We start from the raw sequence: 14,631 nt of genomic DNA, 5'->3' as shown, positions 1-14,631 counted from the left end.
CCTACCGCTTCTGACAGGTCGGGCACCAGAAGAGGTTGCGGGCGGCGAGGTCGGCGGTGCGGACCGGGTTGCCGCAGAGGTGGCAGGGCTGGTTCGCCCGGCGGTAGACGTAGACCTCGCCGCCGTGGTCGTCGACGCGGGGCGGGCGGCCCATGGCCTCGGGGGTGTGCTCGGGGCGGACGGTGTCGATGCGGTTGTTCCGCACGCCCTCGCGCATGAGGGCGGTGAGGTCCTGCCAGATCGCGTCCCACTCGGCGCGGGTGAGGTCCTTGCCGGGGCGGTAGGGGTCGATGCCGTGCCGGAAGAGGACCTCGGCGCGGTAGACGTTGCCGACGCCGGCGATGACCTTCTGGTCCATGAGCAGGGCGGCGACGGTGGTGCGGCTGCGGGAGATCCGGCGGTAGGCGGCCGCGGGGTCGGCGTCCGGGCGCAGGGGGTCGGGGCCGAGGCGGTCGTGTATCGCCTGCTTCTCCGGGGCCGTGATCAGGGCGCAGGTGGTGGGGCCGCGGAGGTCGACGTACGCGGTGTCGTTCGCGAGGCGGAGGCGGACGGTGTCCGTGGGCGGGGGCGCGGGGGTCGGGCCGAAGGCGACCTTGCCGAAGAGGCCGAGGTGGATGTGGACCCAGGCGGGGCTTTCCGTCGTGTCCTCGGCTGCGTGCCCGGCTGCGTGCCCGGCTGCGCCGAAGCCCAGGAAGAGGTGTTTGCCGTGGGCGTCGGCGGTGGTCAGGACGGTGCGGTCGAGGAGGGCGGCGGAGTCGGCGAACTTGCCCTGGGGGCTGGTGACGTGGACTGCCGTCCGGGCGAAGGCGGCGGTGTAGTCCTGGGCCAGCCGGTGGATCGTGTGCCCCTCTGGCACGGGCCTGTCCTTTCCTTGCCTTGGGTCTTTTCGTCGCCTTTGCCCACCCGCCCACCCGACTCGGTGGGCCGAGAGGCTCGACTCGCCGCGGGGCTCCGCCCCGCACCCCGGCGGGGACTCCGTCCCCTGCACCCCTGCGGGCCCGCTTTCCCGCCCGGCGAATTCATGCCGGTCCGCAGTCCCGCCCGGTGAGTTCACGCCGGTCGACTTCACCGTCCGGCGAGTTCACGCTGGTGCGCAGTCCCGCTTGGCGAGTTCTCACCGGTCCGCTTTCCCGCTCGGTGAGTTCACGCCGGTCCACTGTCCCGCCTGGTGAGTTCACGCCGGTCCACAGTCCCGCCCGGCGAGTTCACGCCGGTCCGCTTTCCCGCTCGGTGAGTTCACGACTGCCCACTCACCGCACGGTGAGTTCACGCCGGGGTGCCCCCGGTGTGGTAGGCCGGGGGCGGGGGTGGGCCGGGGGTGTTACTGCTGGGGGTGGTGGGGCGGGATGGGTGGGAGGTCGCCCCTCGTCTCGTAGGACGTGAGCATGTCGATGCGGCGGATGTGGCGTTCGTCGCCGGAGAACGGGGTGGCGAGGAAGGTCTCGACGAACTTCGTCGCCTCGTCCTGCGTGTGCATGCGGGCTCCGACCGCGACGACGTTGGCGTCGTTGTGCTGGCGGCCCAGCGACGCCGTCTCCTCGCTCCAGGCCAGCGCCGCGCGCACGCCCTTCACCTTGTTCGCCGCGATCTGCTCGCCGTTGCCGGAGCCGCCGATCACGATGCCGAGGGCGTCGGGGTCCGCGGCCGTGCGCTCGGCGGCGCGCAGGCAGAAGGGCGGGTAGTCGTCCTGGGCGTCGTAGATGTGCGGGCCGCAGTCGACGGGCTCGTGCCCCGCCGTCTTGAGCCATTCGACGAGGTGGTTCTTGAGTTCGTAGCCCGCATGGTCCGAGCCGAGATACACGCGCATGCGTCGAGTGTGACACGCGGACCGAGAGGCGGACGCTTCGGGTGGCGGCCATGAGAAAGGCTCGTGAAACTATGGAAGCTCAGGGAAAGCTCAAGTAACGATCCGGATTCAAAGGTTCCCGAATCTGTTCACCTCCGTTTCACTGGTCCGGCTCGTACACCGCTCGTACGGGAAAGTGCTCGACCGGCGCAAAGGAAACCCTCCCCCCATGACTTCGCAGCCGACCTTGACCAAGCCCGAGGAGGAGCCCGTGGGCCCCTCCCGACCCGGGTCCGGGCTTCAGGCCGGGCTCAAGAACCGCCATCTCTCGATGATCGCCATCGGCGGCGTCATCGGGGCCGGGCTGTTCGTGGGCTCCAGCTCCGGGATCGCCACCGCGGGACCCGGCATCCTCCTCTCGTACGCCCTCGTCGGCACGCTCGTGGTGCTGGTGATGCGGATGCTCGGGGAGATGTCGGCCGCGAATCCGACCTCCGGGTCGTTCTCCGCCCATGCCGACCGGGCGCTCGGGCCCTGGGCCGGGTTCTCCATCGGCTGGCTCTACTGGTTCTTCTGGGTCGTGGTGCTGGCCGTGGAGGCGACGGCCGGGGCGAAGATCCTGGAAGGGTGGATCCCCGCCGTGCCGCAGTGGGGGTGGGCGCTGATCGTGATGGTCGTGCTGACCGCCACCAACCTCGCCTCCGTCGGCTCCTACGGCGAGTTCGAGTTCTGGTTCGCCGGGATCAAGGTCGTCGCCATCGCCGCGTTCATCGTCGTCGGCGGGCTGGCCGTCTTCGGCGTACTGCCCGGCGTGGACAGCGAGCAGGCCGGGCTGGGGAACCTGACGGAACACGGCGGGTTCCTGCCGAACGGGGCCGGGGCCATCCTCACCGGTGTGCTGCTCGTGGTGTTCTCCTTCATGGGCAGCGAGATCCCCACCCTCGCCGCCGGTGAGTCCGAGGACCCGCAGCGGGCCGTCACCAAGGCGACCAACAGCATCATCTGGCGCATCGCCGTCTTCTACCTCGGGTCCATCTTCGTGGTGATCGCGCTGCTGCCCTGGGACGCGCAGTCGATCGTCGACCAGGGCTCGTACGTCGCCGCGCTGGACTCTCTCGGCATCGCGAACGCCGGTCAGATCATGAACTTCATCGTGCTGACGTCCGTGCTGTCCTGCCTGAACTCCGGGCTCTACACCGCTTCCCGCATGGCCTTCTCGCTCGGTGAGCGCGGTGACGCGCCGCGGGCCTTCGCCCGGACCACCCGGCGCGGGGTGCCGCGGACGGCGATCCTGGTCTCCGTGGTGTTCGGCTTCGTCGCCGTCTTCTTCAACTACGAGTTCCCGGACTCCGTCTTCCTCTTCCTGGTCAACTCCTCCGGCGCCGTGGCCCTCTTCGTGTGGCTGGTGATCTGCTTCTCGCAGCTGCGGATGCGCCGGATCATCCAGGCCGAGGCGCCGGAGAAGCTGGTGGTGCGGATGTGGCTGTTCCCCTATCTGACCTGGGCCGCCGCCGCTCTGATCGTCTTCGTGCTGGGCTACATGCTGACCGACACCGAGCACGACGGGCGCACCACCGTGCTGCTGTCGCTGCTCGTCGCCGCGCTGGTGCTGGTCGTCGCCTTCGTCAAGCAGCGGATCGCCAAGCGCCGGATCGCCGCGGGCGGGGCCGTGGCCGAGAAGGACTGACCCGCCCGGGACGTACGAGAGGGGCCCGCCGGATCGCTGCTGCGCTCCGGCGGGCCCCTCTCGTGGGCCTGCGGTGTGCTACCGCTTGTCGACCAGCTTCCAGGCGGTGGGGAGGACGCCCATCGCCAGCGCGGCCTTGAGCGCGTCGCCGATCAGGAACGGGGTGAGGCCGGCCGCGATCGCGGCGGTGAGGGACATGTCGGCGGCGAGGGCCAGGTAGGGCACGCCGACGGCGTAGATGATCGCCTCGCCGAGCAGCATCGTGCCGGCCGTGCGCAGCACCGAGCGGTCGGCGCCGCGGCGGGCCAGCGCGCCCACGACGGTGACGGCGAGCAGCATGCCGAAGACGTAGCCGAGGGAGGGGGCGGCGGTGCCGGAGCCGCCCTCCGCGAACCACGGCATGCCCGCCATGCCGACCAGGGCGTACAGCGCGAGGGAGAGCAGGCCGCGGCGGGCGCCGAGCGTGGTGCCGACGAGCAGTGCCGCGAAGGTCTGGCCGGTCACCGGCACCGGGGAGCCGGGCACGGGCACCGCGATCTGGGCCGCGACGCCGGTGAGTACGGCGCCGCCCGCCACGAGCGCGACGTCCCGGACTCGGGAGGAGGGGATGAGGTCGGCGAGGACCTGCCCGGAGCGGCGGGCGGATACGGCAGCGGTGCTCATGGGGACTCCGCGGTGGTGTGGACATGTCGGGACACCGCGACGCTATCCCAGCGTCCGGGGGCCGATCACCAGCAGCGCTCGACAAAGGCCCGCTCGTCGGCTTGGTGGGCTCCCGACAAAGGGCGCGGGATACACCCGGACTCGGGTGACACCGGTCACCGAGGGGGTGAGGCGGGCGTCACCAGTAAGCGGAACGTTGCATTCGGATGGACACGTTCCGTATCCGGTCCGTCCGTATCGTGGGCAGCCGCTGTCGTCCCGCGGCACGAGACCCGAGACTGTGGGCGTTTTTGCCCTGTCCCAAGCCCCCCACGCATTGGACGAGCCGCTCGATGTCCAACAGCACCACCACCGAGGCGCCCCGGCAGCCGGTGGACACCTCCCTCTCCCACGGCCTCAAGCAGCGCCACCTGTCGATGATCGCCCTCGGCGGGGTGATCGGCGCGGGGCTGTTCGTCGGCTCGGGCGCCGGTATCGCCGCCGCCGGGCCCTCGATCGTCGTCGCCTACACCCTCTCCGGTCTCCTCGTGATGCTGGTGATGCGGATGCTGGGCGAGATGTCCGCCGCGTATCCGTCCTCCGGTTCCTTCTCCGCCCATGCCGAGCGGGCGATCGGCCCGTGGGCCGGCTTCACGGCGGGCTGGGCGTTCTGGGTGCTGCTGTGCACGGCCGTCGGCCTGGAGGGCATCGGCGCCGCGCAGATCGTGCACGGCTGGCTGCCGGGCACGCCCGAGTGGGCGTGGGTGGCGCTGTTCATGGTGGTGTTCTGCGGCACGAACCTGGCCGCCGTGAAGAACTTCGGCGAGTTCGAGTTCTGGTTCGCCGCCCTCAAGGTCGGCGCGATCTCGCTGTTCCTGGTGCTGGGCGTGCTGGCGATCTGCGGCGTCCTGCCGGGCACCGACTCCCCCGGCACCTCCCACCTGGGCGACTTCCTGCCCCACGGCGGCAACGGCCTGATCATCGGCCTGCTCGCCTCGGTGTTCGCCTACGGCGGCCTGGAGACGGTGACCATCGCGGCGGCCGAGTCGGAGAACCCGGTCAAGGGCGTGGCGAGCGCCGTACGGACGGCGATGTGGCGCATCGCGCTGTTCTACATCGGCTCGATGGCGGTCATCGTGACCCTGGTCCCGTGGGACTCCGAGGAGGTCGTGGAGAAGGGCCCGTACGTCGCCGCCCTCGACGAACTCGGCATTCCCGGCGCCGGGCAGCTCATGAACGTCGTCGTGCTGGTCGCGCTGCTGAGCGCGATGAACGCCAACATCTACGGCGCCTCCCGCATCGGCTACTCGCTGGTCGAGCGCGGCCAGGGCCCGAAGGCGCTCGGTCGGGTATCGGGCGGGGTGCCGAGGATCGCGGTGCTGGTCTCCTCCCTCTTCGGTTTCGGCTGCGTCCTGCTCAGCTACTGGCGGCCGGACGACGTCTTCTCCTGGCTGCTGAACATGATCGGCGCGGTCATCCTGGTCGTCTGGATCTTCATCGCCGCCGCGCAGCTGCGGCTGCGGCGCCGCCTGGAGCGGGAGGCGCCCGAGAAGCTGGTCGTGCGCATGTGGGGCTTCCCGTGGCTGACCTGGGTGGCGCTGGCGGGCATGGCCGCGGTCTTCGTGCTGATGGCCCGCGAGCCGGACACCCGGGTGCAGCTGTACTCGACGGGCGGGATGACGCTGGCCCTGGCGGCCGTCGGCTACGCCCGGCAGCGGCGGGGGGCGGCCCGCCGCTAGCCCGGCGTCCGGACTTCTCGCGAGGGCCCCCGCACGGACACGTGCGGGGGCCCTTTCGGCTGCGTCGGACCGCCCCTCCATGCTCCCGAAGCCTCTTGCTGCTAGCGTGCAGTTGCAAGGCTTTTGCAATAAGAGGCCGGAGGGGATCCGCCATGTCCGTCTACACGCTTCCTGAACTGCCGTACGACTACTCCGCGCTGGCTCCCGTGATCAGTCCCGAGATCATCGAGCTGCACCACGACAAGCACCACGCGGCGTACGTCAAGGGCGCCAACGACACGCTGGAGCAGCTCGCCGAGGCGCGGGACAAGGAGACGTGGGGCTCGATCAACGGCCTGGAGAAGAACCTGGCCTTCCACCTCTCCGGCCACATCCTGCACTCGATCTACTGGCACAACATGACCGGCGACGGCGGCGGCGAGCCCCTGGCCGCCGACGGTGTCGGTGGCCTCGCCGACGCGATCGCCGAGTCCTTCGGCTCCTTCGCCGGTTTCAAGGCCCAGCTCACCAAGGCCGCCGCGACCACCCAGGGCTCGGGCTGGGGCGTCCTCGCCTACGAGCCGCTGAGCGGGCGCCTGATCGTCGAGCAGATCTACGACCACCAGGGCAACGTCGGCCAGGGCTCCACCCCGATCCTGGTCTTCGACGCCTGGGAGCACGCCTTCTACTTGCAGTACAAGAACCAGAAGGTCGACTTCATCGAGGCCATGTGGGCCGTCGTCAACTGGCAGGACGTGGCCAGGCGCTACGAGGCCGCCAAGTCCCGCACCAACACCCTGCTGCTGGCCCCCTGAGAGCCGGCCCCGATCGTCCTGCCTCGTGATCGTCTTCTCAACCTTCACCGGGCAGGCGGCATGAGGAGAGCCCCCGCGAGGACGTGACTCGCGGGGGCTCTCCGTTTTCCCGGCGGTCCTACCGTCTCCCCCGGCGGTCCTTGCCGTCTCCTCCGGCGGTCCTGCCGTCTCCCTCGGCGGTCCTCGCCGTCTCGCCCGTCGGGCACCGTCTGGGCAGGGCGGTGCCGCTTTGCTAGCTTCGAGCACATGGTTGCCCAGGCCCGGAACTTCACGTCGCGTCGCTATGTCGACCTGCGACGCCAGGGCACCGCCACCTGTCGCCGTCCTCGCGTGAGCTGACGGGGCACCACACCCGGGTGCACCCGTCGCACGAGTCAGCGGATCCGTGAGGCGGGCGGGGTGGAACCGGCGCGCCTCCGTCCGTCCAGACGGCGCAGTGTCGGACCGTTCCGGAGGAGACCCCCCCCCATGCCCCGTACCGCGGCACCCCTGGCCGCTTCCCCCCTGCCGCGCGGCACCGACCGCGGCCGGCGGGCCACCGCCGGCGTCGTCCTGCGCTCCGTGCTGGAGCACGGGCCGGTGGCGCGCAGCACCATCGCCCGGCTGACCGGGCTGTCCCCGGCGTCCGTGACGGACTACTGCGCGCACTTCACCCGGCTCGGACTGGTCCGCGAGGCCGAGCCGCCCCGGCGGACGAAGGGGGCGGGCCGTCCGCACGTGCCCCTGGACCTCGACGACTCGCGGTTCGTGGTCGGCGGGGTGCACGTGGCCGTCCCCTACACCACGGTCGCGCTGCTCGATCTGCGCGGCCGGGTGGTGCGGCAGCGGGAACTGAGGCACGAGCGGACCGACCCGTCGTGGGTGCTGGACCGCGCGGCGCGGGCCCTGACGGCGCTGCTGGCCGAGGTCCGGGACGTCCGTCCGCTCGGGGTGGGGGTGGCGGCCGGCGGCTGGGTCGACCGGGACTCCGGCGTGATCGTGGAGCACGGGCTGCTGGGCTGGCGGGACGTGCCGGTGCGGGAGATGCTCGGCACGCGCACCGGGCTTCCGGTCCATGCCGACGGCCACGCACGGGCGTTGGTCAACGGCGAGCGGCTCTTCGGTCGGGCCCGGGGCAGCGGGAGCGTGCTGCACCTCTTCGTCGGCAACGTGGTGGACGCGGCGTTCGCCACCCACGACGAGGTGCACCACGGGCCGCGGTCGCAGGCGGGCACGATCGCGCACCTGCCGGTGCCGGGCGGCGACGAGCCGTGCGCGTGCGGCGGCACCGGCTGCCTCCAGGCGGAGCTGGGCGAGCGGACCCTGTGCCGCCGGGCCCGCGCGGCCGGGATCACCGACGGGGCCAATCCGCGGCACGTGCTCGCCGCGGCGAACGCGGGCGACCCGGTGGCCACCGCGCTGCTGCTGGAGCGGTCGCGGGCCACCGGGCGGGCGGCGGGGCTGCTGGCGGACGTCCTCAACCCGGAGACGGTGGTGGTGACCGAGATCGGCGCCATGCACCGGGAGGACTGCCTGGCCGCGTTGCGGGAGGCGGTCGGCACGGAGCGCGCGGCGGACGTCTTCCCGACGAGTTTTCCCGATTCCGTGCTGGCCGTCGCCGGTGGCTCGGTCGTTCTGGACGTGCTGTACCGGGATCCGCTGGGCGCTTCACCTGAGGCCAATTAATTCAGAGACGCGGAATGTTGACACGGATCACCGAAGACCGGAAGCATTCACCCCATGAGCTGTCGCACCCTCTGTTGCTGACGCCCCGGCGCGCCCGGAGCGCGTATCTCACTGCGTGAATTCCCTTTTCCGTCGCCGGAATTCCGCATGCCGCACTGCCCGGCACCACCTCGCTGTGCCGTTTCCGTCTTCCCGGCTGCCGCCGTGCCCCGCCCGCATGAATCCCCGCATGAATCCCCGTATGAATCTCCGTATGAATCTCCGTATGAATCTCCGTATGAATCAGGGAGTCCTCCCATGCCCCCTCCGCCTGCCCCAGGCCTCGACCGCCGCCACTTCCTCACCTCGCTGATCGGCGCCTCGGCCGCCGTCGCCGGGCTCGGCGGCTGCGCCGGCGGCAGTGCCGCCGCCGAGACGAAGGGCGCCTCCACCGCTCCGCTCGCCGACAAGGTGCCCGAGGGCACCAGCCTGAAGATCGCCTCCTATCAGAACACCCAGCAGATCCAGTTCGAACTGGCCGGGCTGAAGGTCCCGTTCGAGGTGTCGGACTGGCTGAACATCGGTGCGGGCCCCGATGTCATCAACGCCTTCCGGGCGAACTCCCTGGACCTCGCCAACAACGCGGGAATTCCGCCGATCCAGGCCTACTACCAGGGTTTCCAGGCGAAGATCGTCGCGGTCAACGTCACTCGTAGACCGAACTACCTGTTCGCCACGAAGCCCGGCAGCGACATCCGCACCCTGGCGGATTTCGAAGGCCGGAAACTGGCCTTCTCCCAGGGGCAGGCGCAGGGCGTCGTGCTGCTGCGGGCGCTCAAGAAGGCCGGGCTCGCCTACGACCAGGTGGAGCTGGTGCCGCTGACCAGCAACCAGTTCCTGACCGCGCTCCAGTCCGGGCAGGTGGACATCGCCCCGCTCGCCAACAGCCAGGCCCCCGCCTATCTGAACCAGTACGGGTCCAAGGGCGCGCACACCATCGAGACCGACGTGGTCGACCTGCTCAGCCTGCTGTGGGCACCGCAGTCCGTACTGAACGACCGCGCGAAGGCCGCCGCCGTCGCCGCCTACATCCCGCAGTGGGTCAAGGGCCTCGTCTGGACGTGGGAGCACCCGGACCGGTGGAACGAGGAGTACTACGTCAAGACGCAGAACCTGACCCTCGCGCAGGCGCGGGCCGTCACCGACCTGGCCAACAAGCCGCTGTTCTCGCCCAGCTGGGACGAGGCGATCGCGTGGGAGCAGGAGACGGCGGACCTGCTGGCGGAGGGCGGCTTCGTGAAGGAGTTCGACGTGACGCCGCTCTTCGACCGTCGCTTCGAGGCCATCGCGGCACGGGCCGCGACGGCGGAGTACCGGAGGTGAGCGCCGTGACCACCCTCGCGACCGCCGAGAGCGCGGTCACCGTCGCCGAGGACGCCCACCAGGTGCGCAGGCGCCGCCGCCTCTCGCCCGGGAAGCGGTGGCCGGCCGCCCGGCTCGCCGGACCGCTGCTGGTGGTCGTCCTGTGGACGGCCGCGTCCGCCGCCGGCACGCTGGACCCCGGCGCGATCCCGGCGCCCTGGACGGTGGCGGAGACGGCCGGCCGGCTGTGGTCGGACGGGACGCTCGCCACCGACGTCGTCACCTCGCTGCGCCGGGCGGCGATCGGGTTCTCGATCGGGCTGGGCGCCGGGGTGCTGCTGGCGCTGGCCGCCGGGCTCAGCCGGGTGGGCGACGCCCTGATCGACGGGACGGTGCAGCTCAACCGGGCCGTTCCGACGCTGGGCCTGATCCCGCTGTTCATCCTGTGGCTGGGCATCGGGGAGACCTTCAAGATCGCCATCATCGCGATCGTCGTGTACATCCCGATGTACCTGAACACGCACGCCGCGCTGTCCGGCATCGACAGCCGCTACGTCGAACTGGCCGAGGTGCAGGGGCTGTCCCGGCTGCGGTTCATCCGCCAGGTGGTCATCCCCGGCTCGCTGCCCGGCTTCTTCGTGGGACTCCGGCTCAGTGTCACCGGCTCCTGGCTGGGCCTGGTGGTGCTGGAACAGATCAACGCCACCAGCGGTCTCGGCTACCTGATGTTCCAGGCCCAGAACTACGGCCAGACGGACGTGATCCTCGTCGGTCTGCTGATCTACGGGGTCTTCGGTCTGGTCTCCGACAGCGTGGTCCGTCTGATCGAGCGGAGGGTGCTGTCGTGGCGACGCACACTGAGCGGCTGACCCGTCCGGCCGTCCGGCTGCACGGGCTGACCAGGTCGTTCAAGGGCCGTACGGTGCTCGACGGCATCGATCTCGACCTGCCCGCCGGCCAGTTCACCGCGCTGCTGGGGCACAGCGGGTCCGGCAAGAGCACGCTGCTGCGGGCCGTGGCCGGACTGGACCATGGCGTCGAGGGCGAAGGGCGGCTGTCCGCGCCGGAGCGGGTGTCGGTGGTCTTCCAGGACTCCCGGCTGCTGCCCTGGTCCCGGGTGCTGGACAACGTGCTGCTCGGCGCGGAGGGCGGCAAGGCCGCCGAGCGCGGCCGGGCCGCCCTGGCCGAGGTGGGTCTCGCGGGACGCGAACGGGCCTGGCCCGGGGAGCTGTCCGGCGGCGAGGCGCAGCGGGCGGCGCTGGCCCGGGCCCTGGTGCGGGAGCCGCAGCTGCTCCTCGCCGACGAGCCGTTCGGCGCGCTCGACGCCCTGACCCGGATCAGGATGCACACCCTGCTGCGGGAGCTGTGGAAGCGCCACCGGCCCACGGTGCTGCTGGTCACCCACGACGTCGACGAGGCGATCGTGCTCGCCGACCGGGTGCTGGTGCTGGAGAACGGCCGTATCGGCCTCGACCTGACCATCGACCGCCCCCATCCGCGCTCCTACCGGGAGCCGAAGCTGGGCGAGTACCGGGAGCGGCTGCTGGCCGCCCTCGGCGTGACGGAGGACCACTGATGACCCGCCGCCTGCACCTGAACGCGTTCCTGATGAACACCGGACACCACGAGGCGTCGTGGCGGCTGCCGGAGAGCGACCCGTACGCCCATGTGAGCCTCGCGCACTACGTGGACCTGGCCCGGACCGCCGAACGGGGCACGTTCGACTCGCTGTTCCTGGCCGACGGCCCGCAGCTGTGGAACAACCTGGCGCAGCGGCCCGCCGGCGCGCTGGAACCGCTCACCCTGCTGACCGCGCTGGCCACGGCGACCGAGCACATCGGGCTGATCGCCACGGCGTCCACGTCCTACAACTCGCCCTACAACCTGGCCCGCAGGTTCGCCTCGCTGGACATCGTCAGCGGCGGCCGGGCGGGCTGGAACATCGTCACCACCGCGGGGGCCGAGGCGGCCCGCAACTTCGGTCTGGACGCCGAGCCCGCGCACGCCGAACGCTACGCACGCGCCGCCGAGTTCCTGGACGTGGCGCTGAAGCTGTGGGACAGCTGGGAGGACGACGCGGTCCTCGCCGACAAGGCGGCCGGTGTGTGGGGCGACGACGCCCGCATCCACCCGCCGCGCCACAAGGGGACGTACTTCGGCGTCGAGGGCGCGCTCAACGTGCCCCGCACCCCGCAGGGCTACCCGTTGCTGGTGCAGGCCGGGTCCTCCACGGACGGCAAGGTCTTCGCGGCCCGGTACGCGGAGGCGGTGTTCACCGCGCAGCAGACGCTCGGGGACGCGCAGGCCTTCTACGCCGACATCAAGTCCCGCACCCGGCTCGCGGGGCGCGACCCCGGCCACCTCAAGGTGCTGCCGGGCATCGTGCCGGTGATCGGGTCCACCGAGGCGGAGGCACGCGCCGCGGAGCAGGTCCTGGACGACCACATCGTGCCCGCGCACGGCGTACGGCGCCTGGAGGACCTGCTGCGGCTGGAGCCCGGCACCCTGGACCTGGACGGTCCGCTGCCGGACGACCTGCCGCCGGAGAGCGCCGTCGAGGGCGCCAAGAGCCGCTACACGCTGATCGTGGAGCTGGCCCGGCGCGAGCGCCTGACCGTGCGGCAGCTGATCGGACGGCTCGGCGGCGGGCGCGGTCACCAGACCTTCACCGGGACGCCGGAGCAGGTGGCCGACCGGATCGAGGCGTGGTTCACGCGCGGCGCGGCCGACGGCTTCAACATCATGCCGCCGGTGCTGCCCTCGGGCCTGGAGACCTTCGTGGACCACGTCGTCCCGATCCTGCGCGAGCGCGGCCTGCTGCGCACCGCGTACGGACCCCGGCAGACCCTGCGCGAGCGCTACGGCCTGCCCCGGCCCCGCAACCAGTACGTCAGCGACGTCGCCGACGTCCCCGGCCCGGCCACGGCCGGGGCGCCGGGCGCACTCACCCGCATCTGAGAGAGGAACCCGCCATGAGCGATCCGCGGATCACCAGGATCACCTCCCGTATCGGCGCCAAGGTGTCCGGCGTCGACATCGCCCGGCCGCTGGACGCGGCCACCGTCACCGCGCTGGGGGCCGCCCTCGCCGAGCACAAGGCGCTGGTCTTCGACGACGTGGACCTCGACGACGAGGGCCAGCAGGCGTTCGTGCGCGCCTTCGGGGAGCTCACCACCGCCCACCCGACCGTCGGCGCCGTGGACGGCGCGCCGAACGTGCTGCCGGTCGACAGCGAGCGGGGCCGGGCCAACCACTGGCACACCGACGTCACCTTCGTCCTCAACCCGCCGCAGGCGACCTCGCTGCGCAGCCTGACGGTCCCGCCGTACGGCGGCGAGACGCTGATCGCGTCCTCGGCGGGCGCCTACCGCGACCTGCCCGAGCCGCTGCGGCGGCTGGCCGACGGCCTGTGGGCGGAGCACACCAACGACTACGACTACGCGGTCGCGGACGAGGACATCGACGCGGAGAAGGCCGCGCACCGGTCCCGGTTCACCTCGATCACGTACCGCACGGCCCACCCGGTGGTGCGGGTCCACCCGCTGACCGGCGAGCGCGGACTGTTCATCGGCGGGTTCGCGCAGCGGATCGTGGGCCTGTCGGTGGGCGAGTCGCGCAAGCTGCTCGAACTGCTCCAGTCCTACGTCACCCGCCCGGAGAACGTGCTGCGGCACCGCTGGTCGGAGAACCAGCTGGTGCTGTTCGACAACCGCATCACCCAGCACTACGCCGTCGACAACTACGACGGCCGGCCGCGCCGGCTGCACCGGGTGACGCTGGCCGGTCCCGTGCCGGTGGGCATCGAGGGCAAGGAGAGCTGGTCGATCGAGGGCGACGCCTCGCACTACACCCCGGTCGCCGCGTAACGGCGGCCCGGACCCGGCCCCTGTGGGCGCAGGGGTAGAGCGCCTCCTCCGGGGGAAGTGACCCACCGCTCACCCGAGGAGGCGCTCATGGCGTACGTACGGTGTCCGAACTGCGGCGACACGATGCACGAGTTCCGCGACCTGGAGGGGGACGAGGAGAAGGCGGCGGCGCGGCGGGCGCTCGGCGAGCTGCCGGCCGGGGAGGTCTTCGTCGCCAAGGCCTACCACCGCTGTACGTACAACGGCTGCCGCCGGATCCAGCGCAAGGACCGGTGGTGGGTCGGCGCGACGCTGCCCGAGGAGGACTGACCGCCCGCCCCGTTTCCCCGCGTCCCCGAGGAGGGGGCGCGGGGAGACGCGTGTCCTGCTCAGAGGTTGCTGAAGTCCGGGCCCTTGGTGCGGGTGCGCTTGATCTCGTAGAAGCCCGGCACGGAGGCCACGGCCAGGGTGCCGTCCCAGAGCTTGGCGGCGTCCTCGCCCTTGGGGGCGGGGGTGACGACCGGGCCGAAGAAGGCGAGCTGCTCGCCGTCGGCGCCGGGCACGGCGATGACCGGGGTGCCGACCTCCTGGCCGACCTTGTCGATGCCCTCCTTGTGGGAGGCGCGCAGCTGGGGCTCGTAGGGGGTGTCGTCCCAGTGGTCCATGAGGGACTCGGGCAGGCCGACGTCCTTCAGGGCCGCGGCGACGGTGTCCCGGCCGGGGCCCTCCTCCCGGTTGTGGATGCGGGTGCCGAGCGCCGTGTAGAGGTCGCCGAGGACCTCGCGGCCGTGCTCCTGCTGGGCCGCGATGACGACGCGGACCGGGCCCCAGGCCTTGACCTCCAGCATCTCGCGGTACTCCGCGGGCAGCTCGTCGAGCTTGTCCTCGTTGAGGACGGCGAGGCTCATCAGGTGCCAGTGGACCTCGATGTCCCGGACCTTCTCCACCTCCAGGACCCAGCGCGAGGTCATCCAGGCCCAGGGGCACAGGGGGTCGAACCAGAAGTCGACGGGCGTCTTCTCCGACATGTCTCTCCTCATGAGGCGGTGCGGACGGGCGTTTCTCCGGGCAACCGGCCGTCCGGTCCACTCATTCCCGGCTGCCGTGCGTCAGGGGCGCATGGCAGGATCGG

At 71.5% G+C, this 14,631-nt stretch carries 14 protein-coding genes; 10 read left to right on the top strand and 4 right to left on the bottom strand.

The features are described from left to right. Nucleotide 1 precedes the first annotated feature (1 nt). A complete protein-coding gene (locus B9W62_RS25585) occupies nt 2–856 on the bottom strand; it encodes an Fpg/Nei family DNA glycosylase (RefSeq protein ID WP_087809343.1) in 855 nt (284 codons plus the stop codon). 465 nt (nt 857–1,321) lie between these two features. Continuing rightward, nucleotides 1,322–1,807 carry a ribose-5-phosphate isomerase gene (locus B9W62_RS25580; RefSeq protein ID WP_087809342.1) on the bottom strand — a complete coding sequence of 162 codons (486 nt, stop codon included), beginning with the start codon at nt 1,805–1,807 and terminating at the stop codon, nt 1,322–1,324. Between the two features lie 208 nt (nt 1,808–2,015). Here B9W62_RS25580 and B9W62_RS25575 point away from each other — a divergent pair, with 208 nt between their 5' ends. After that, nucleotides 2,016–3,473 carry an amino acid permease gene (locus B9W62_RS25575; RefSeq protein WP_087809341.1) on the top strand — a complete coding sequence of 486 codons (1,458 nt, stop codon included), beginning with the start codon at nt 2,016–2,018 and terminating at the stop codon, nt 3,471–3,473. Nucleotides 3,474–3,551: 78 nt separating this feature from the next. On the opposite strand, the gene B9W62_RS25570 is transcribed toward B9W62_RS25575, so the two are convergent. Beyond that, a complete protein-coding gene (locus B9W62_RS25570; RefSeq protein WP_059302360.1) occupies nt 3,552–4,136 on the bottom strand; it encodes a biotin transporter BioY in 585 nt (194 codons plus the stop codon). Between the two features lie 332 nt (nt 4,137–4,468). Here B9W62_RS25570 and B9W62_RS25565 point away from each other — a divergent pair, with 332 nt between their 5' ends. The 9 genes from B9W62_RS25565 (at nt 4,469) to B9W62_RS25525 (ending at nt 13,829) form a co-directional block, all read left to right on the top strand. Then, a complete protein-coding gene (locus tag B9W62_RS25565; RefSeq protein ID WP_087809340.1) occupies nt 4,469–5,854 on the top strand; it encodes an amino acid permease in 1,386 nt (461 codons plus the stop codon). Between the two features lie 152 nt (nt 5,855–6,006). Continuing rightward, nucleotides 6,007–6,648, top strand: coding sequence for a superoxide dismutase (locus B9W62_RS25560; RefSeq protein WP_087809339.1), 642 nt, complete (start codon nt 6,007–6,009; stop codon nt 6,646–6,648). A gap of 468 nt (nt 6,649–7,116) precedes the next feature. Next, the gene (locus B9W62_RS25555) at nt 7,117–8,313 is read left to right on the top strand and encodes an ROK family protein (RefSeq protein WP_087809338.1); all 1,197 of its coding nucleotides are present in this window, start codon (nt 7,117–7,119) and stop codon (nt 8,311–8,313) included. A 297-nt stretch (nt 8,314–8,610) separates the two neighbouring features. Continuing rightward, nucleotides 8,611–9,675, top strand: a complete 1,065-nt coding sequence (locus B9W62_RS25550) for an ABC transporter substrate-binding protein (protein ID WP_087809337.1) — start codon at nt 8,611–8,613, stop codon at nt 9,673–9,675. Further along, nucleotides 9,672–10,523 carry an ABC transporter permease gene (locus tag B9W62_RS25545; RefSeq protein ID WP_087809336.1) on the top strand — a complete coding sequence of 284 codons (852 nt, stop codon included), beginning with the start codon at nt 9,672–9,674 and terminating at the stop codon, nt 10,521–10,523. Before B9W62_RS25550 ends, B9W62_RS25545 begins: the two co-directional genes overlap by 4 nt. After that, nucleotides 10,499–11,230: an ABC transporter ATP-binding protein gene (locus B9W62_RS25540; protein WP_087809335.1), complete on the top strand. Its 732-nt coding sequence runs from the start codon at nt 10,499–10,501 to the stop codon at nt 11,228–11,230. Before B9W62_RS25545 ends, B9W62_RS25540 begins: the two co-directional genes overlap by 25 nt. Continuing rightward, the gene (locus tag B9W62_RS25535; protein ID WP_087809334.1) at nt 11,230–12,612 is read left to right on the top strand and encodes an LLM class flavin-dependent oxidoreductase; all 1,383 of its coding nucleotides are present in this window, start codon (nt 11,230–11,232) and stop codon (nt 12,610–12,612) included. Before B9W62_RS25540 ends, B9W62_RS25535 begins: the two co-directional genes overlap by 1 nt. Nucleotides 12,613–12,626: 14 nt before the next feature. Beyond that, nucleotides 12,627–13,520, top strand: coding sequence for a TauD/TfdA dioxygenase family protein (locus tag B9W62_RS25530; RefSeq protein ID WP_087809333.1), 894 nt, complete (start codon nt 12,627–12,629; stop codon nt 13,518–13,520). An 87-nt stretch (nt 13,521–13,607) separates the two neighbouring features. Further along, nucleotides 13,608–13,829, top strand: a complete 222-nt coding sequence (locus tag B9W62_RS25525; protein WP_087809332.1) for a hypothetical protein — start codon at nt 13,608–13,610, stop codon at nt 13,827–13,829. A 59-nt stretch (nt 13,830–13,888) separates the two neighbouring features. Here B9W62_RS25525 and B9W62_RS25520 read toward each other — a convergent pair whose 3' ends face one another. After that, nucleotides 13,889–14,527, bottom strand: coding sequence for a DsbA family protein (locus B9W62_RS25520; protein WP_179235662.1), 639 nt, complete (start codon nt 14,525–14,527; stop codon nt 13,889–13,891). Between the last annotated feature and the right edge of the window lie 104 nt (nt 14,528–14,631).

Origin of the sequence: Streptomyces sp. CS113, from assembly GCF_002188365.1 — a bacterium.
Classification (GTDB): domain Bacteria; phylum Actinomycetota; class Actinomycetes; order Streptomycetales; family Streptomycetaceae; genus Streptomyces; species Streptomyces tendae.
The sequence above is the reverse complement of the archived record's forward strand: the minus strand, read 5'-3'. Positions and strand labels throughout refer to the sequence as shown.

What these genes read in the sequence shown, in the direction of transcription:
- B9W62_RS25535 (WP_087809334.1), top strand. Translation starts at nt 11,230, where the DNA reads ATGACCCGCCGCCTGCACCTGAACGCGTTCCTGATGAACACCGGACAC.
- B9W62_RS25520 (WP_179235662.1), bottom strand. Translation starts at nt 14,527, where the DNA reads ATGTCGGAGAAGACGCCCGTCGACTTCTGGTTCGACCCCCTGTGCCCC.
- B9W62_RS25550 (WP_087809337.1), top strand. Translation starts at nt 8,611, where the DNA reads ATGCCCCCTCCGCCTGCCCCAGGCCTCGACCGCCGCCACTTCCTCACC.
- B9W62_RS25580 (WP_087809342.1), bottom strand. Translation starts at nt 1,807, where the DNA reads ATGCGCGTGTATCTCGGCTCGGACCATGCGGGCTACGAACTCAAGAAC.
- B9W62_RS25560 (WP_087809339.1), top strand. Translation starts at nt 6,007, where the DNA reads ATGTCCGTCTACACGCTTCCTGAACTGCCGTACGACTACTCCGCGCTG.
- B9W62_RS25525 (WP_087809332.1), top strand. Translation starts at nt 13,608, where the DNA reads ATGGCGTACGTACGGTGTCCGAACTGCGGCGACACGATGCACGAGTTC.
- B9W62_RS25575 (WP_087809341.1), top strand. Translation starts at nt 2,016, where the DNA reads ATGACTTCGCAGCCGACCTTGACCAAGCCCGAGGAGGAGCCCGTGGGC.
- B9W62_RS25530 (WP_087809333.1), top strand. Translation starts at nt 12,627, where the DNA reads ATGAGCGATCCGCGGATCACCAGGATCACCTCCCGTATCGGCGCCAAG.
- B9W62_RS25555 (WP_087809338.1), top strand. Translation starts at nt 7,117, where the DNA reads ATGCCCCGTACCGCGGCACCCCTGGCCGCTTCCCCCCTGCCGCGCGGC.
- B9W62_RS25565 (WP_087809340.1), top strand. Translation starts at nt 4,469, where the DNA reads ATGTCCAACAGCACCACCACCGAGGCGCCCCGGCAGCCGGTGGACACC.
- B9W62_RS25570 (WP_059302360.1), bottom strand. Translation starts at nt 4,136, where the DNA reads ATGAGCACCGCTGCCGTATCCGCCCGCCGCTCCGGGCAGGTCCTCGCC.